General features: G+C 65.1%; 10 protein-coding genes and 1 pseudogene. 5 read left to right on the top strand and 6 right to left on the bottom strand.

Annotated features, from left to right (window positions below; all coding sequences use genetic code 11):
- Positions 1-278 precede the first annotated feature (278 nt).
- Both FRC98_RS20025 and FRC98_RS20020 read left to right on the top strand, forming a co-directional pair.
- Positions 279-3440, top strand: coding sequence for a hypothetical protein (locus FRC98_RS20025; RefSeq protein WP_146983339.1), 3162 nt, complete (start codon positions 279-281; stop codon positions 3438-3440).
- A 256-nt stretch (positions 3441-3696) separates the two neighbouring features.
- A complete protein-coding gene (locus tag FRC98_RS20020) occupies positions 3697-6354 on the top strand; it encodes a choice-of-anchor Q domain-containing protein (protein ID WP_146983337.1) in 2658 nt (885 codons plus the stop codon).
- Between the two features lie 194 nt (positions 6355-6548).
- On the opposite strand, the gene FRC98_RS20015 is transcribed toward FRC98_RS20020, so the two are convergent.
- Both FRC98_RS20015 and FRC98_RS22125 read right to left on the bottom strand, forming a co-directional pair.
- Positions 6549-7940 carry an SRPBCC family protein gene (locus FRC98_RS20015; RefSeq protein ID WP_146983335.1) on the bottom strand — a complete coding sequence of 464 codons (1392 nt, stop codon included), beginning with the start codon at positions 7938-7940 and terminating at the stop codon, positions 6549-6551.
- Between the two features lie 103 nt (positions 7941-8043).
- The gene (locus FRC98_RS22125; protein WP_146983333.1) at positions 8044-8676 is read right to left on the bottom strand and encodes a class I SAM-dependent methyltransferase; all 633 of its coding nucleotides are present in this window, start codon (positions 8674-8676) and stop codon (positions 8044-8046) included.
- Positions 8677-8983: 307 nt separating this feature from the next.
- Between FRC98_RS22125 and FRC98_RS20005 the strand changes: the two genes are divergently transcribed.
- Both FRC98_RS20005 and FRC98_RS20000 read left to right on the top strand, forming a co-directional pair.
- Positions 8984-12118, top strand: coding sequence for a choice-of-anchor Q domain-containing protein (locus FRC98_RS20005; protein ID WP_146983332.1), 3135 nt, complete (start codon positions 8984-8986; stop codon positions 12116-12118).
- Between the two features lie 169 nt (positions 12119-12287).
- Positions 12288-12926, top strand: a complete 639-nt coding sequence (locus tag FRC98_RS20000) for a hypothetical protein (RefSeq protein ID WP_146983330.1) — start codon at positions 12288-12290, stop codon at positions 12924-12926.
- Position 12927: 1 nt separating this feature from the next.
- Here the strand turns inward: FRC98_RS20000 and FRC98_RS19995 are convergent, their stop codons facing one another.
- The 4 genes from FRC98_RS19995 to acs all read right to left on the bottom strand — a co-directional run bounded on the left by FRC98_RS19995 (position 12928) and on the right by acs (position 17159).
- Positions 12928-13227, bottom strand: a complete 300-nt coding sequence (locus FRC98_RS19995; RefSeq protein WP_146983328.1) for a hypothetical protein — start codon at positions 13225-13227, stop codon at positions 12928-12930.
- Between the two features lie 14 nt (positions 13228-13241).
- Entirely contained in the window at positions 13242-14048 is an 807-nt protein-coding gene (locus FRC98_RS19990; protein WP_230467845.1) for an Fpg/Nei family DNA glycosylase, read from the bottom strand.
- Entirely contained in the window at positions 14041-15057 is a 1017-nt protein-coding gene (locus FRC98_RS19985; protein WP_146983325.1) for an alpha/beta hydrolase, read from the bottom strand. Before FRC98_RS19985 ends, FRC98_RS19990 begins: the two co-directional genes overlap by 8 nt.
- A gap of 143 nt (positions 15058-15200) precedes the next feature.
- The gene (gene acs, locus FRC98_RS19980) at positions 15201-17159 is read right to left on the bottom strand and encodes an acetate--CoA ligase (protein WP_146983323.1); all 1959 of its coding nucleotides are present in this window, start codon (positions 17157-17159) and stop codon (positions 15201-15203) included.
- A 728-nt stretch (positions 17160-17887) separates the two neighbouring features.
- Between acs and FRC98_RS22305 the strand changes: the two are divergent.
- Positions 17888-18066 (top strand): annotated as a pseudogene (locus FRC98_RS22305) (IS701 family transposase); the annotation flags it as partial.

Genomic DNA, 18066 nt, shown 5'->3' with positions numbered 1-18066 from the left:
CCAGCGTCGTCCTGGGGCGCTCGGCACCCAACGCCCTCACGAACCTCCCTACATCGCGAACCCCGGCGCCCCACAACCACCTGACCACCTGACCACTTAACCACAGGCACACCTCTCCCATCGCCACGCCGCCAGCGTCGTCCTGGGGCGCTTCGGCTTTTGGATCTTCGGGAACATTCTGCTACAGCTGCCGACCCGAACTTCACAGCTTTCGATGACCGCTCGGGGGAGCCGCCATCGTTTTGCATCTTTTCCCCAACAAACCTCAGGAGCACCCGATGTTAATGACCCGCACTCTGCTCGCGATGAGCCTCATCGCGACGCTGGCCATTGGCTGCGGCGGCGACGACACCACCCCGACCAACGAGCCCGACGCCTGGGACGTGGATGAAGACACCGGCCCCGACGCCGAAGATCCCGACGCCGAAGATCCCGATGTCGACCCGGACGCCGAAGACCCCGATGTCGACCCGGACCCCGAATTCGGCACCCTCTCGGTCACCCTCGAAGGTCTCCCCGAAGGCAGCACCTGGCCCGAGCTCACGCTCAGCGGCGACGAGGGCGACATCACCGTCGGTGAAGATGGTCTGGTCGAAGACCTGGCCGTGGGCGACTACACCCTGAGCGCTGCCCCCTTCACCATCGAGCTGGCCAGCTACGAAGCCGCTCCGGTCGACGTCAGCATCGAAGCCGACCAGACCACCGAGGTCACCCTTGCCTTCGCCCTGATCCGCGCCAGCCTGGAAGTTGTGATCGAGGGCCTCCCCGAGGGCGTTAACGCGCAGGTCGAGGTTGCCGGCGACGAAGGCACCGAGTCCCTGACCGAAACCACCACCCTCAACGAGCTCACCCCGGGCACCTACAGCATCCTCCCCGACCGGGTCAGCGATGGCGACCTTCAGTACCAGGCCGAAACCGCCACGCTGGAGCTTGCCAGCGGCGACGCCGAGAGCGTGACGGTGAGCTACGCCCTGGTCACCGGCCAGATCGAAGTCGTCGTCGAGGGCCTGCCCGCAGGCGTCGACCCCGACCTCATTCTGACCAACCCCGAAGGCATTGAGGCCTCAATCACCCAGGCCGGCACGCTCACCGACCAGATGCCCGGCAGCTACAGCGTCGTGGCCAACGACGTCACCAGCGACCCGGCCATCTACCGCGCCGAAGGCGCCAGCATAGAGGTCGAAAGCGACCAGACCGCGACCCTCACCATCACCTACGCAGCGGTCGCGGGCGAACTGCAGATCAGCGCCACCGGACTTCCCTCCGGCAGCGACCTCGAAGCCACGCTGATCGGCCCGGCCCCGGCCTCCACCGCCCTCACCATCACCGGCGCGCAGACCCTGGATTCACTGGCCCCGGGCGACTACATCCTCAACTTTGCTCAGGTCAGCGTCGGCACCACCACCTATGCCCCCGATCCGGCCAGCGTAAACAAGACCGTGTTCAGCGAGCAGAGCGCCGACGCCTCCACGAGCTACTCGGCTCCCACCGGCACGCTGACCCTCACCCACGCTCTCCCCGACTCCGGCGCCCTCACCGTGACCGTCGCCGACGGCCTGGGATTTAGCCAGAACATCACCCTTAGCGGCACCGGCACCGCAGATATCGAACTTCCCGCGGGAAGCTACGAGCTCACCCAGGCCAGCAACGGCCTGGGCACCGATGAATTCGGCAATCCCTACTACGTCCTCGGCCTGGATGTGGGCTTCTCGGTGACCAGCGACGCCGAAGTCTCCACTTCGCTGCTCGCCCCCGCCCCCACCGAGGTGCTCCGCGGCGACGACCAGGGCCGTGGCTCCTTGCGCGAGGTCTTAAACCGCGTCGTCGCCGGCAGCGTCATCACCTTCGCCGATGGTCTTTCTGAGGTGACGACCGAGTCGCTCATCTTCATCGGCAAAGAAGTCTCCATCGTGGGCCCGGGCCCCGACCAGCTCACCCTGACCACCACCGGCGGCGACCGCCTCTTCTCCTTTGACCCCCTGGCCGATGTGCATCTTGAAGGCATGCGCATCGCCGACATCAGCGCCAACATCGAAGGCGCCGCTATCTACAACCTGGGCGTCTTCAGCCTGAGCGACATGGTATTTGACAACAACCAGGCCGTTGAAGCCGACGGCGGCGCCATCTCCATCGCCGAGACCACCGGCCCCATCGTCATCGAAGACTCCATCTTCACCAATAATAGCGGCAATTACGGCGGGGCCATTGAGATCGCCTCCGGCGTCGCCTCAGTGCTCCTGGAGCGTGTCCGTTTTGAAAACAACAGCGCCAACTCCAGCGGGGGCGCCATCGACTCCTTTGCCACCAACCTGGACATCTACGATGCGATCTTCCGCAACAACAGTGCGAACGCCTCCGGTGGCGCTCTTCATATCCCGCTCAATAACGCCGCCTCACTCCGAGTCGAGCGTGCTCTCTTCGAAGGCAATAGCGCCCAGAACAACGCCGGCGCTATCTACGCCGGGGCAGACGCGGAAATCCTCAACGTAACGTTCACCGGCAACACTGCCTCCACCGGCCGCGGCGGCGCCTACTACCAGCATGATGGCGAAGGCACACTCAGCTTTGTTTCTTTCGCCGACAATGCGGGCACTCAAGGTAGCGCCCTGGCCTCCTACTGCGACAGCGGGACGCCCCTTACCTTGAAGAACTCCATCGTCGTGGGTTCCGGCACGCTCTTCAACTGCGCAAGCTCAACCCGCCTCATCGCCTCGCTCGGCCACAACTACATCCAGACCGAGTCGGCTGACTTCGTCGCCGACACCACCGACACCGTCGGCACCACGGCCGCCCCCCTGGCCAACCCGCTGCTCCCCCTGGCCAACAACGGCGGCTTCAGCGACACCATGGCCGTCAGCCTCTTCTACCTCGACGACGTCAGCGAATCCGCCACCCTCTGCACCGACGCCGCCGGCAACACCATCCTCGACGACCAGCGCGGAGAAACTCGCCCCACCGGAGGCCTGTGCACGGCCGGGGCCTTCCAAATACCCGACGATGCGTCGAGCTTTGAGCCCTTCCTCGGCCACGGCCTTGGCGCCTCGACCTACGTCGACACCACCTTCACCACCACCGCCGGATTCACCTGGGAGGTCATCGGCGTGCGCTCCGAGGGCTCCTACGGCATCGCCGGCCAGGGCCTGATGTTCCGCGAAATCGGCAACTACGTGCGCAGCGTGGGCTTGAGCGGCGGCGTCGACTTTGTCCAGGTTGACTACCGCAAAGCCTGGGCGGGCGACGCCCCCCGACAGATCGCCATCGCCGTCAACGGTACCGTCGTCGCCACCAGCCCCGTCTTCGGCGGTTTCTCCGGCACCGACGACTCGGTCTTCACCCTCACCGCCACCGGCCTCAACATCAGCGGCGACTACACCATCGAGATTCGCAACCTCACCCCCGCAAACGGGCAGGTCGTCATCGACAACCTCTCCTGGCGTTAAGCCGCAGGGACGACCTCAGCGGGCTCATTGAGCCCCCCTGACTGAGAAAAACGCCCCGGGAGAGCTCCCGGGGCGTTTTTGCTCTGGCCCGGCGATACCGCCACGCACATCGCCTGAAACACGCTGAAAATACAACGGAGCGCTTTGGCGAACGCCCGCGCTTTTGCTATGGCTGCACCTCTTCTAACCCCCTTTGGGCGGGCCGACGCGCGACGCTTTGTCGGTGCGTGATGTGTTTGAATCACCGGAGAACGTTATGAACCTGACACGACTTTGCTTCATCCTCTCGCTGAGCGCCTCGCTCACCATCGGGTGCGGCGGCGACGCTGACGATACCGACCAACCCGACACGACCATCGAGGAAAACGACGCCGGCAGTGACGCCGACATCGAGCCCGACGCCGATACAGACGTCGACCCCGACGCCGATACGGACATCGAACCCGACGCCGACACCGATTTGATTGACGAGAGCGGCACGCTCATCCTCACCCTCGACGGCCTGCCCGAAGATGCCGAGTGGCCCGACATCGAACTTGTGGGCGACACCACGCTGACGGTCCCCGAGAGCGGCCAGCTCACCGAGATCCCCGCCGGCGACTACGAGCTTATCGCCGAGCGCGTCCTGCGCGGCCTCTCCACCTTTGAGACGCCCACACAATCCATCACCATCGAGGCCGATGAGACCCTGGAGGCCACCCTGAGCTACGAGCTCATCCCGGCCGCCTGGGAGGTGATCATCGCCGGACTTCCCGCGAGCGTCGACGCCGACATCGCGCTGGAAGGCCCCGACTTCAACGACAGCCTGGAAGGCTCAACCACATACGACGCGCTCACCCCCGGCGCCTACCTGCTCACCCCGCGTGACGTCACTGACGGCGGCGCCACCTACAGCGCTGGCATCCGCACCGCCGCGCTGGCCAGCGGCACCAACGACCCCACCACCATCACCTACACCCTCTCCCCGGCTGAGCTTGACGTGGTCATCACCGGCCTTCCCGCCGGCCAGAGCGCGCAGGTGAGCATCACCGGCCCGGCTGGCTACGCAAACACCATCAACGACAGCACCCTCCTCAACGGTCTGGTCCCGGGCGAATACACCGTCGAAGGCGCCGAGGTTGACCTGGGGGACCAGATCTTCAAGGCGGCCCCCATCACCCTCACGCTGGATAGCAACGCCACTGAGACCGCCACGCTGAGCTACGAAGTGGTCGCCGGCGAATTGGTCATCGTCGCCGAGGACCTTCCGGCGGGCGCAGACGTCGCCGCGACGCTCATCGGACCCGCTCCCTCCACCGACGAAGTGGCCATCAGCGAGACCACCACCGAGCTCGCCCCGGGCGACTACACCCTGAACTTCGGGGAGGTGCAGACCGGCGGCGCACGCTTCGAGCCGACGCCGACCACGCTCCCCATCACCATCGCCAGCCGTCAGCAGAGCGAAGCCAACGTCTCCTACGCCGCGGCCGGGGGCACCGCCGCGATCATCTACGACCTGATCGGCAGCGGCAGCATCACCGTGCGTCTTGGCGAGGGCACCATCGCCACCGAGCGCACCTTAAGCGGCCAGGGCACCGCGCAGATCCCGATGCCCGAGGGCGCCTACACCCTCTCGGTCATCTCCAACGACCTGGGCACCGACGCCTTCGGCAACCCCTACCCTTTGCTCGGCGACAGCCAGGGCATCGTCGTAGTCGATGGCATGACGACCACGGTGGAGCTCAGCGCCTTTGAACCCACGCTCGTCATCAGCTCCGGCGATAACGGGGCGGAGCCCGGCACGCTGCGCGAGGTGATCAGCCGCGTCAACGACGGCAGCGTCATCACCTTTGACCCGAGCATCACGCTTATTCATCCCGGCACCTCATTCGTCATCAACAGGGAGCTCAGCATTGAGGGCCCGGGCGCCGACCAGCTCACCCTGAGCGCGAATCGCTCCGACCGCATCTTCACCGTGCTCGACAGCGGGTCACTGCACCTCGAAGGCCTCACCCTCGCCGACACCGCCATCGCCGGTGACGGCGGCGCGGTACACGCCACTGGCGAGTTCAGCGCGATCGACGTCGACTTCGTCGACAACAACGCCGGCGGCCACGGCGGCGCCGTCTATATTGACACTGGCGAGCCTCTGGCCGTGTTGCGACGGGTCCGCTTTATCTCCAACGCGTCCGATGGCGATGGCGGCGCGATCTACACCCGCATTCCACTGATCGTAGAAGATGCCCTCTTCGAGTCGAACTCCTCGGAAGGCTTCGGCGGCGCGATCTTCGCCCACGCCGGCAGCACTGGCGGCAACATGGTGATCACCCGCGCGCTCTTCGACGGAAATTTCGCCGGCAACAGTGGCGGCGGCGTTTTCAGCCGGCGCGGCGCCTTTGTCGGCAACACCACCTTCTCTGAGAACACGTGCTTCTCCAGCCCGGGCGGCGCCTGGATGCAGTACGACGGTGAAGCCAACTTCGTGCACACCACCTTCGACGACAACTTCGCGATTTACGGCGAAGCCATCGCCTCCTACTGCGACAATGCCACCCCGGTGTACCTGAAAAACTCGGTGGTTCACGGCGATAGCTCCCAGTCCTTCCATTGCCAGGAGAGCGACCGCCCGGTCGCGTCGCTGGGCTACAACTACATTCAAGTCGACTCACCACACTTCCAGGCGCAGAGCTCCACCGACGAGGTCGGCACCGAAGCCACCCCGCTGCCCGTGCGTTTGAGCCCGCTGGCCGACAACGGCGGCTTCACCTCCACGATGGCCGTAGCGCCGGGCGTCACCAACGACGTCTGGATGCGCCTGCCAGCCTCGGCCTGCGTCGATGATGCGGGCCTGGCGATCACCGACGACCAGCGTGGCGAGCCTCGCCCCAACGCGGGCTACTGCTCGATCGGGGCGTGGGAGAACACCGCGCGTTGACCGGTCAGCCCTGAGTGAGAACGCGCACGACGTGTTCTGCTGAACCGAAAACGCCCCGGGAGATCGCGATCTCCCGGGGCGTTTTTTGGTTTGCGTCAGCAGTGCTCATGGCGACCACAGCGCTCGAAGCCGGGTCTCAACGCCACCGACCGAGAGACGCGCGTCACTCAGATTCTATGCGCCTCACCGCCCCTTCACTCCGCGTCAGCAACCCGCGCCGCCCCCTCCGCCTCCGCCTTCACATGCCGCAGCACCCTCAAATGAATCTGCTGAATCAACGCGCTCGCAAACAACTGCCAGTACCCCACCGGCTGCATGTCGATCGCATACCAGGTGCTCCCCTCCAGACGCGTGCGGCCGTTGCCCAGGTCGATAAGGCGAAACTCCCCGCGCTTTGACTGCAGGTAGCCGTCAAGGTGCGGCGGATGCACGCTTTTATAAGGGCTCCACTCCTCCATCGGCACGGGCTGGGCGCGCACATCAAAGGCCAGGCGACGGCCGGGCTCCCAGGCCGTGATGGGCTCAACGAAGGGGCCGGTCGAAAACTCGCAGTAGCGCACCGCGCCCACGCCTTCCCCTTGAAGCTCCGCGCGAATCGGATAAGCCACCCCGCTTTTCTGCACCCAGGCCGGCGGCGGCGCGAGCTCCGAGAAATGAATGACCTTATCCCAGACCTGCATCGGTGAGGCGTCGACCTCCACGCTGGTGGCCACCTCAATCAGCGGGGGCTCCGGGGCGTAGCGCTCCACCGCCGAAAAGAAAGGCAGGCAGAGCACAAGCCCCACCACCGCCGCCCTTCCGCGTCGGCTGTGCAGCAACACCGCGCGCCCCAGCGCCGCGCCCGCCCCGCTCATGATCAGCGTAATCGGCGCGGCCATCACCAGGCAGATGATGCCCTCGAGCGCAAAGAGCAAGATCGCCGCACAGCTCGCAATGACCGCAACCCAGGCCGTCCCCACCGTCGTCCGAAGCGGGCGCGTGGCGTGGCGGTTGGTCAGGTACGCGCAGACCACCCCGATCACAAAAGGCGTCGCAAAGAAGAGCGACCAACCGTAGCTCTGAAAACCAAAGATATTGAGGGCGAACATCGCCGCGGTCAGCCCCACTCCGAAGATCACGCTGAGCATCACCGAGCGCAGATCGGCCGGCACCACCTCCTCGCTCCTCGCCGGCTCCCAGCTCCCGCAGGTGGGCCGACTGGCCAGATAGAGGATGAAGAGCATGTTGAGCCCCGGCAGCAAAAACCCCAGGCCCACCCAGGGCGAAAGCCCCGCATCCGCAGCCCGCCGCACACTCATCGAGAGCCCCACCCAGGCAAAGGGAAGCGCGTAGAGCGCCATCGCCCACATCAAGGTGGGGCTGGCCAGCCCGTCGACCGCCTGAGCCCGGATGAAGAGCGCCGGCGAGAGGTAGGCCAGGGGGCTCCAGAGCGCCCCGGTGGTCGCGTAGACCAGCGTGCTGTCCAGCGCGTACTTCAAGAGCGCCAGCGCCACCCCCACCTTCACATAGGTGCGGCGATCCACGCTCGCCACCATCCCAAACATGCGCCGCGCCAACGACGCCTGCGCCTCAACCTGCTCGGCCATCCCGTGCTCCCTTTGCTAGAGCCGGGCCGCCACCGCGGACGCCCGGCGCTCTCATCACCATGGATGGAAGAGAGCCACACCGAGCGCCCGGGCGCAAGTTTCCTCAACGCTTCTGCGCGATCAGCCGCACCACCTCGGCCACCCCGCGGTGCCCATCGCCGGCGTTGAGTTCGGCCTGCTCCTCGCGCAGCACCTCAAGGGTCAGCCCCTCAAAATCCTCGCGCAGCGCCTCCGGCTCAAAGAGCATCGCCACATCCCCGGGGCCTCCGCTGGTGCGCCCCTTCTCACGCTGGCGCGGCGTAAAGCCCTCCAGCACCACCCAGCCCTCCTGGGCCACCGCGTCCGCCGCAGCCTGGTGCAACCCCGGCCGCAGCGCCGGTGGCACATGCACATAGGCCAGCACCACCGCATCAAAGGTGCGCCCTTCCAGCGCCTCGCTCGGCATCAGATCCTGAACCGTCTCCACCTCCACGCCCCGCTTCTCGGCCAGCCGCCGCGTCTTCTCCCCCCCCACCGCCGAGGGCTCCAGCGAGGTCACCCGGTAGCCCGCCTGCGCGAGCCCCACGCCATTTCGCCCCTCACCGTCGCCGACGCAGAGCACCGTGGCGCCGGGCTCAAGCCGCGCGCTCAACGCCTCCATCACAAAGGGGTTGGGCGCCTCCCCGTAGCGGTAATCTTCGCGGTCAAACATCTCATCCCAGAACGCGCCGGGATTAAACGATCCTTTCTCGGCCATGCCTCTACTCCTGATCCTGCGGGGTGATGGGGTCGTCGTATCCTCTGGCGCGGGCTCACTCAGCGCGCACCGTAGCGTACCCTGCCAACCCCCGGGCGCCCCGCTCTATTGCAACGCACTTGCATAACAGCCCCACACGCCCGCCCAACCTCCTCGCCAGACACGGGTTTTCACCCAACGCCCGAAGTCACCTCCCCGTCACCCACATCATTTGGATCCTCGGCGTGAACTTGCTAAAGAGGCTGCGTCGTCGCCCCCCGGCGCGATCCCATTCGACCCAGTCCCAACCTTCGGGAAGGAGAGCACGATGCAGCTTCGCCCCTCGCTCCTCATCTTAAGCCTTATCCTGAGCCTCAGCATCGCCTGCGGCGGAGACGACACCCCGGTGGCCGACCCCGACGCCGGCGATCTCACCGACGTCGACACCGACACCGACGATCCCGATGCCGGAGACACCGACACCGACGAGCCCGACGCCGAACCCGACGTCGAGCCCCGCGAAGGTCCGGTCATCGTCGTGCCCGAAGAGATCACCTTGAACGCCGCCGCCGGACAATCCGTCGAAGGCACCATCGAGGTCGAAAACCCCGGCACCCAGACCCTCATCGTCAACATCCTCTCGCCGAACAACGCCCTGCGCGTAAGCCCGGACTCCCTGGAGGTTGATGCGGGTGAGAGCGCCAACGTCGGCGTGCGAGCGAGCTGCCCGGAGACCGGCGGCGGTAACTTCGCCTCCGATCTTACGTTCAACACCAACGATCCCGAAAACCTCACCTTCCCCCTGACCGTGCGCCTGGTCTGCGGCGACGCGCTGCCGGGAAGCCTCAACGTCAGCGTGGAAGGCCTCGAAGAAGGCCTCGTCCCTGTGCTCACCCTGCGCGCCGAAGACGGCACCGAGACCCCGGTCGTCGGCGACGAAGTCGTCGAAGACCTGCAACCGGGCGACTACACCCTTATCGCCGACCCGGTCACCGAGGGACTTCGTACCTTCGTGGCCGAAGACCTGCCCCTGAGCATCAGCAGCGAGACCCAGACCGACGTCACCCTCACCTTTGAGCTCGTCACCGCCAGCTGGGAGCTCATCGTGGGCGGACTCCCCACAGGCGTCGATGCCAACATCACCATCAATGGCCCCGAAGACATCGGCCCGCTCACCGGCTCCGAGACCTTCACCAACCTGACCCCCGGAATCTATGAGCTGACCCCGGAGCCCGTCGAAGATGAGGGTGGCCGCGCCCTCTACCGCGGTCTGCCCACAGAAGTTGAGCTTGCCAGCGGCGACAACGACCCCACCACGCTCATCTACTCCCTGATGCTCGCCAGCCTCAATATCACCGTGGAAGGTCTGCCCACCGGCACCAACGCCGACATCACCACCACCGGCCCCGAAGGTTTTGAGACCACCATCACTGGCGACGAACAACTCACCGACCTCGTCCCCGGCGACTACACCCTCACTCCGGCCGATGTGACCGTGGGCGGCGTCACCTACAGCGCCACCGGCACCACCGTCGAGCTCATCAGCGAGCAAACCACCCCGGTGGTCATCACCTACGTCGCCCCCGCCACCACGCTCACCCTGAACTACGACCTGGGCGACGCCGGCACCTACACCCTGGAAGTCGTCGACGCCTCCGACACCGTCGTGGCCACCCGCACCTTGAGCGGCCAGGGCAGCGAGGCCATCGAAGTGCCCGCCGGAACCTACAGCGTGCGCGCCGCCACCGCCCCCACCGACCAGTGGGGCAACGACTTCTACCTCACCGGCGCCCGGGACGTGGTCGTCCCCGAGTCCAACATCGTCAGCGCCAGCGTTGAGGCGATCGAGCCCACGCTCGTCACCCGTACCGACGACGCCGGCCCGGGCTCGCTTCGCGAAGTCATCGGCCGCGTCAATGCCGACAGCGTGGTCACCTTCGCCCCGGGCGTCGATCAAATCGACGTCACCAGCGACCAGATCGAACTTGCCCGCAACATCTCCATCATCGGCAACGGCCGCGACACCACCATGATTGAGGGTGGCGCGCTGCGCATCTTCTCGGTGACCAACCCCGACGCGATTCTTCATTTCCAGAGCCTGACCATCCGCGGCGCCCGTGCCGGAGCCGACCAGGGCGGCGCCATCTACAACCAGGCCAACCTCACCCTCTTCGACGTGCATTTTGACGACAACCACGGCTCCAACGGCGGCGCACTCATGAATGCCCCCTCGGGCCACGTGACCGCCTACGAAGTCATCTTCACCAACAACCAGGCCACCCAGCGCGGTGGCGCCATCCACAACGCCGGCACCCTGAACATCGAAGACGCTCGCTTCTCCTCGAACAGCGCCCTGGTGCATGCCGGCGCCATCTACGCCCCCTTCAACGGCGGCATCTCCGACATCCCGCTGGCGCAAACCAACGTGAAGCAAGCCCTTTTTGAGCTCAACACAGCCCCCGACGGCGGCGCCATCTCGGTGAACAGCGTCCTCAACGTGGAGAACACCACCTTCGACGCCAACCTGGCCGAAGGCGACGGCGGCGCCATCCTGGTAAGCGCCAATGGCGCGGCGACCCTCAACTTCACCACCTTCGCCGGCAACGACGCCTCCCGCGGCGCGGCGGTGCTCCTCGACGGCAGCGCCACCTCCTCGCTTAAAACCTCGCGCTCCATCTTCGCCGGCAACACCATCGCCGGCGCCGCCGGTGCCCAGCTCGATCGCGTCTCCACCTCCAGCACCATCGTCTCCGGCGGCGACAACTTCATCAGCGCCGCCGACCTGGCCATCATCGACGAAGATGCCACCGACACCATCGGCCTCACCGCAAGCCCCCTTGCAAGCCCCCTGGGCACGCTGGCCGACAACGGCGGCTTCACCCGCACCATCGAGGTGGTTGAAGCCTCGCAGACCGACCTCTCCATCGCCGAGGCCCGCTGCCTCGACCTCGACGACGCGCCGCTGACCCTCGACCAGCGCGGCGAAGCGCGCCCCTTCGAAGGCCTCTGCACCATCGGCGCCTGGCAGCTCGCCCCGCCCTCGGGCCCCTTCACCGAGACCTTCGATACGCTGGAGCTTGTTGGAGACAGCTACCTCTCCGGAAGTTTCGTCGGCGTCAACGGCATCACCTGGGAGTACACCGGCGCGCGCAACGAAAATAACTTTCCCATCGACGGCAAGGGCGTGATCTTTAAAGAGACCGGCAACAACGTGCGCGCCACCATCCCCGGCGGCCTCAACGAAGTCTCCGTCGATTACCGAAAAGCCTTCACCGGTGGCGGAAACCGCCAGATTGAAATCCTCGTCAATGGCAACGTCGTCGCCACCAGCCCGGCTTTCGACGTCGCCAATGAAGTCTTCACCTTGAGCGTCGATAACCTCGGCGTTACTGGCGAGTTTACATTGGAAGTCCGCAACGCCCTGAACAAGCAGATCCTCATCGACAACATCACCTGGCAATAAGCCCCATAAAGGCTGAGCCTTTCCGAACAAAAAACGCCGGCGCCTTCCCCACCTTCGGGGGAGGCGCCGGCGTTTTTTTAGTTGCAATGCACGCTGCGACGCGCACACTGAACGCTCCACCTTCCATAGCGCCCGGCGCACCTTTTACGACCGCACCCTCGGAGTGATGATGTTGAAATCTCTGCCCCTCTTTGCCATCTCCGCCACCGCCCTGCTCGCCATCAGCGCCTGCGGCGAGGGCGAAGGCCCCGATGACGCCAACAACACCGACAGCCGCGCCCACGGGGTGGTCTGCGGCCAGACCGAAGACGGCCAGGAGCTCTTCTGTGCCAGTCAGGCTGGTGAGCGCACCTACCTGCGCAACGTCGCCTACGGCCTGATCCCCCCCGAAAGCAGCGACTCCGGTGACTGGGAGATGATGGTCTACGCGCGCAACGCCGGCGACGAGGCCTGTCCGGCAGACGGCGCCGCACCCACCGATCCTTATGCCACCATCGGCCCCTTCCGCTACAACGAGACGAACGGCCGCCCCCTGCTTCACGACGACGCCGCCATTGAGCTCACCCAGGACGGCGTGATGCGCCGCGGCACCTACAACGACCCCAACGTCGTGCTCAGCCTCGGCCGCCAGAACCCGGAGATGTGTACTGACGACTGCTACCAGCAGGGCGGCGGCCCGGAGTTTCGCGTCGTTGTGGCCATCTATTTCGAGGGCGACAACCTTGTCATGAGCGAAGACGCCTTCGCCGGCAGCATGGATATCCCCCACTGCCCTGAACTCGACCACCCCGGCAGCGGCCCGAGCTAACTCAAGCGCCCGCCTCAGAAATAGCCACGCGAAGGAGCAGGTCTTTGTCGCCGCGCCCCATCAAGATGGTGTGCTCAAAAGACGCACCCTGCTCCTTCGCAAGCTCCGCCCCCACCAGGGCGTCGAGCTTCTCGGCCAGCCGTTCCCCGGCGGCCGCCTCGCGCTTTGCCCCCCGCAACGCCACATAGATCATGCCCGGCTCACCGGGGTCGCAGCGCAGCTTAAACCCCTCAAATTCTTTGTACTTCTCGGAAATCACCCCGGCCACACTCTGGCCGACGCGTTGAAGTTGCTCGCTCATCACAGGCTCACGTTTTATGCGCTTAAGGGGGGCTGACAAGCCGGACAAAAGTAGGTGGAGCGACCTGCGACTTTCACCCGCTCAATCGCCTCCTCACACCTCGGGCACGCCTCCCCTTTGCGCCCGTAGACCTCAAAAATGTTCTCGCCGCCGGCCTCGTTCATATACGCGATCTCATCGGCCATGGAGCGCTCGATGACCTCGTCGAAGTAGCGCGGCATCTCCTCGACCAGCGCCTCCCACTGCGCCTGGCTGAGCTCCCCACAGCGCACCTCGGGAGGCAGCTGAAGACGCCAGAAAAGCTCGCTGATCGCGATGTTTCCCACCCCCGCCACAACCCCCTGGTTGAGCAGAGCGCTCTTGAGCTGGCGCGTATCGGAGGCGGCATCTCGGAGCTCATCCACCGTGATGTCGTGCGGCTCTTTGCCCATGCGTAAAAGGGCGTCGTAGCGCTCAAGCTTCCCCGGCGCGAGCACCTCGACATGCCCCAGCCGCCGCGAGTCTTTAAAGGTGAGCCAGCCCGCCTTATCCACCCGCCAGGCCAGCCTGGCAAAACGAGGCTCCGGCGTCGTCTCGCAGCTGATCTTGCCGGTCATGCGAAAATGAAACATCACCGCCCAGCCCCCCTCAAGCTCAGCCCACAGGTACTTTCCGCGCCGCCGCATCGCCACAAGCGGGCGCAGCATCGCCTCCTCCAGCTCCCGCTCGCTTCCCTTTTTCAGCACCTTCGCGTCCAGCAGGCGCACCTCAGCGGCGGCCTCCCCCTCCCACCAGCTCGCCACGTTGCGACGCGCAACCTCGACCTCCGCAAGCTCAGGCATCCATGGCCTCCTTTCCTCGGGACTTCGTCGCAGAAGCATCGTCGTAGCGCTCCGCCAGCCATTGCGCCATCGGCTCAAAGACCGCCTCTTTCGCGCCCCGCGAAATAAACAGGTCGGCGTGGGCGTGCGGGTAGCGCTGATCGCCCACCCGCACCACCCGGGTCTGCCGCGACCCGATATGATCGAGCACCGAGAGCGCCGCCTGCGGCGGCACAATCCCATCCTGATTGGCCAGCACACACATCATCGGCACGTCCACATCGTAGAGCGCCTGGCTGATGTTGAGCCCGTCCACCACAAGGTCGCGCGCTTTGAGCCAGTGCGCGATCTGCCGGGTGAGCCGCCGACTTGGATCATCGATCGTTTTGATCAGCTCATCGGCCGCGCTCATATCGATGATCTCGCTGTTCAGATAGAGCTGCAGCAACTTTGGAAAGCGCTTCGCCACCGGCAGCGCCAGCCTCGCCATCCGCCGCGTCCCCTTGATCGGCAGCGCCCCGGCCAACGTCGGCGACGAGAGCACCAGCCGCACCAGCGGATGCGACTGGTTCCACCGCAAAGGCCCCCCGATCGAAATCACCGAGCCCACCTGATGATCCTCGGGATGATGCCCCAGGTACGCATAGATCACCGTCGCCCCCAGGCTGCACCCCACAAGATCGATGGCATCCGGCGAGAGCAGACTCTCGGTCAGAGCCTTATCTCGCACGGCGGGGAGGTCGATGAGCGCGAGCTCCTTAAACCCATGATCTTCAACCCCGGGCCAGCGCCGCTTCGAGTCGCCCTGCCCCCGCAGGTTGGCCGTCCACACCTCAAAGCCCTCGTCCACCAGGTGGCTGACCATCGAGGTCCCGCCCGGGTGGTAGCTCAAAATAAAGGTGTTCATGCAGTAGCCCGGGATCATCATCACCGGGCGGCGCCCCTCAACCAGACGCTCGGGGTCCACAAAACGTTTGAGCTGCAAATCCCAGCCCTGGCCGTTGTTCAGCCGAAAAACATCAATGTGCATAGGGGGTACGTCGCGTGCAGGAGGGAGGTGGTGCAGACCCGGCGGCCGGGCCGTACGAAGGGGCACTCAGACCGCCGAGAAGTCGCAGCGGGCCGGCCCGAAGTCCGCATCAGCGGCACCTTCAAGCCGACCCGCCAGAGGTCTTACTCGTTATCTTTACGAAGCTTATCGAGCACCGAGGCATCCTCCAACGTGGAGGTATCCCCGCTCTGGCGACCGGCGGCGATGTCGGCCAGAAGTCGCCTCATGATCTTCCCACTTCGCGTCTTGGGCAAGCCGTCCGTGAAACGAATCTCCGCCGGCCGCGCCAGCGCCCCGATCTCCTGAACCACATGCTCGCTGAGCTCGGTGCGAAGCTGGTGCGCCAGCGTATCGGAAGGCTCACCGCCCTCCAGGGTCACAAAGGCCACAATGGCCTGCCCCTTGATATCGTCAGGACGCGGCACCACCGCCGCCTCAGTGACCTGCGGATGGCTCACAAGCGCGCTCTCGATCTCCATGGTGCCCAGACGGTGCCCGCTGACATTGATCACGTCATCGATGCGACCCATGATCCAGAAATACCCGTCTTCATCTTTGCGAGCGCCGTCACCGGCGAAGTAGATGCCCTCAAAGCGCCCGAAATACCCGGCCTTAAAACGCGCCTCATTCTTGTAGACGGTCCGAAGCATCGAGGGCCAGGGCTTCTTAATGACCAGAAAGCCCCCCTCATTATCGCCCACGTCATTGCCGTCCTTATCGACCACCGCCACGTCAATGCCCGGCAGGGGCCGCGTGCCACTTCCCGGTTTTGTGGGCGTCACGCCCGGCATCGGCGAAATCAAAATGCCGCCGGTCTCGGTCTGCCACCAGGTGTCCACAATCGGGCAGCGCTCCCCGCCGATCTTGCGGTGGTACCACATCCAGGCCTCCGGGTTGATGGGCTCCCCCACCGTCCCCAGAAGTCGCAAACTTGAGAGATCGTGGCGATCCACCCACTGCTCTCCCCACTTCATAAAGGCGCGAATCGCGGTGGGCGCCGTATAGAAGATGTTGACGGCGTGCCGCTCAATAATATCCCAGAATCGGTCGGGCTGCGGCCAGTTCGGCGCCCCCTCATACATCAGGCTCGTCGCCCCGTTCTGCAGAGGCCCGTACACAATGTAGCTATGCCCGGTGATCCAACCGATATCGGCGGTGCACCAGTAGGTGTCTTCTTCTTTAAGGTCGAAGATCCAGCGCGTGGTCAACTTCGTCCACAGCGCATAACCCGCCGTCGCATGCACCACGCCCTTGGGCGTCCCGGTGGTCCCGCTGGTGTAGAGGATGAAAAGCGGATGCTCCGCACCAAACGCCTCCGCCTCATGATGGGTCGACTCATCGTTGACCACGTCATGCCACCAGCGATCCCGGTTCTCAAACCAGCTCACCTCATTGCCACAACGCTTATACACCACCACGTCTTCGACCGTCGGGCAGCCCTCGGCCAGCGCCGCATCCACCTGCTCTTTGAGCGGCAACACCTTGCCCCGGCGATAGCCCCCGTCGGCGGTGATCACGAGCTTCGCCTCAGCATCCTCCACCCGGTCGCGAATCGCCGCCGCCGAGAACCCGCCAAAGATCACCGAATGCACCGCCCCGATGCGCGCGCACCCCAGCAGCGCAATCGCAAGCTCGGGCACCATCGGCATATAAATCGCCACCCGGTCCCCCTTGCCAATCCCCAGGCGCTTGAGCCCGTTGGCAAAACGGCACACCTCCGCATGCAGCTGCTGATACGTCAGCGTGCGCTTATCCCCGGGCTCCCCCTCCCAGATGATCGCCGCCTTATTCTTGCGCGAAGTCGTCAGATGCCGGTCCAGGCACTGCACGCTCATATTGAGCTCCCCGCCCTCAAACCAGCGCGCAAAAGGCGGCTCCCAGCTCAGCGTCTTCTCAAAAGGTTTTTCCCAGACCAGCTCCTCCTTCGCCAACCTGGCCCAGAACCCCTCCGGATCGGCCTTCGCCTCGGCGTAGAGCGCCTCAAGCCTGTCCGCATCCACATTGGCCTGCCCCGCAAACTCCGCCGGCGGCTCAAACGTACGATCTTCCTTAAGAACGCTCTCAATCTCAGACGTCGACACTCTTTCCTCCTGGCAAAGTCAGATCAAGCCCCGGTCGGGACCCTCCACAGGCAACAGCTACAACTTCGGTGGCACTAGAAATAACTCCCCAACCCCGACTTGGCCAGCGGGCTCCGAGGTTCGCGACGTGGTGAGGTGCTGCGGGCCGTCGGGGGTTTGCGTTTTGTGGTTAGGTGGTTGCGGGGCGCCGAGGTTCGCGCGCGTTGGGAGCTTTGTGGTTGGGTGGTTGTGGGGCGCCGGGGTTCGCGAGTGTTGGGAGCTTTGTGGTTGGGTGGTTGTGGGACGCCGGGGTTCGCGCGGGTGGGTCGATTCGAGTGGGCCTTCGGGGGTTTGCGTTTTGTGGTTGGGTGGTTGTGGGGCGCCGGGGTTCGCGAGTTCGGGAGGTGCTGCAGGCGCCGAGGTGCGCGCTTTGTGGTTGGGTGGTTGTGGGGCGCCGGGGTTCGCGCGGGTGGGTCGATTCGAGTGGGCCTTCGGGGGTTTGCTTTTTGTGGTTGGGTGGTTGTGGGGCGCCGGGGTTCGCGCAGTGGGTCGATTCGAGTGGGCCTTCGGGGGTTCACAGCTCGGACCGCATCGATCCAGCCGCGCCCCGCCAGACGCCCTCACGAATCGCCCCACATCGCGTACCCCCCAGGCCCCACAACCACCCAACAACCCAACCACCTAATACTGCTTGATTGATTCTTCCGATTTTGATTGCGGCCCTGGTCGAAGCCTGATCTAACGCGCTTATGGACATTTCAAACTTCACATCCTCGTGCGCAGATCTCGAATCCTTCTGCGATTTCGTCTTCAGCGACTGTTCGGGCAAGCCGCTCAGGGCCAACCTCGGGGCGTGCGTTGAGGCGCGGCTGTCGACGGCCAAACGAAAGACCCATCAGCCGGCGGGGATTCAACTGGCCGCGACGCC

Origin of the sequence: Lujinxingia vulgaris (assembly GCF_007997015.1) — a bacterium.
Lineage (GTDB): Bacteria > Myxococcota_A > Bradymonadia > Bradymonadales > Bradymonadaceae > Lujinxingia > Lujinxingia vulgaris.
Note: the sequence above shows the minus strand (reverse complement) of the source record. Positions and strands in the feature narration are given on the sequence as shown.

Coding starts and splice junctions, on each gene's coding strand:
- FRC98_RS20025 (WP_146983339.1), top strand. CDS start 279: ATGTTAATGACCCGCACTCTGCTCGCGATGAGCCTCATCGCGACGCTG.
- FRC98_RS20020 (WP_146983337.1), top strand. CDS start 3,697: ATGAACCTGACACGACTTTGCTTCATCCTCTCGCTGAGCGCCTCGCTC.
- FRC98_RS20015 (WP_146983335.1), bottom strand. CDS start 7,940: ATGGCCGAGCAGGTTGAGGCGCAGGCGTCGTTGGCGCGGCGCATGTTT.
- FRC98_RS22125 (WP_146983333.1), bottom strand. CDS start 8,676: ATGGCCGAGAAAGGATCGTTTAATCCCGGCGCGTTCTGGGATGAGATG.
- FRC98_RS20005 (WP_146983332.1), top strand. CDS start 8,984: ATGCAGCTTCGCCCCTCGCTCCTCATCTTAAGCCTTATCCTGAGCCTC.
- FRC98_RS20000 (WP_146983330.1), top strand. CDS start 12,288: ATGTTGAAATCTCTGCCCCTCTTTGCCATCTCCGCCACCGCCCTGCTC.
- FRC98_RS19995 (WP_146983328.1), bottom strand. CDS start 13,227: ATGAGCGAGCAACTTCAACGCGTCGGCCAGAGTGTGGCCGGGGTGATT.
- FRC98_RS19990 (WP_230467845.1), bottom strand. CDS start 14,048: ATGCCTGAGCTTGCGGAGGTCGAGGTTGCGCGTCGCAACGTGGCGAGC.
- FRC98_RS19985 (WP_146983325.1), bottom strand. CDS start 15,057: ATGCACATTGATGTTTTTCGGCTGAACAACGGCCAGGGCTGGGATTTG.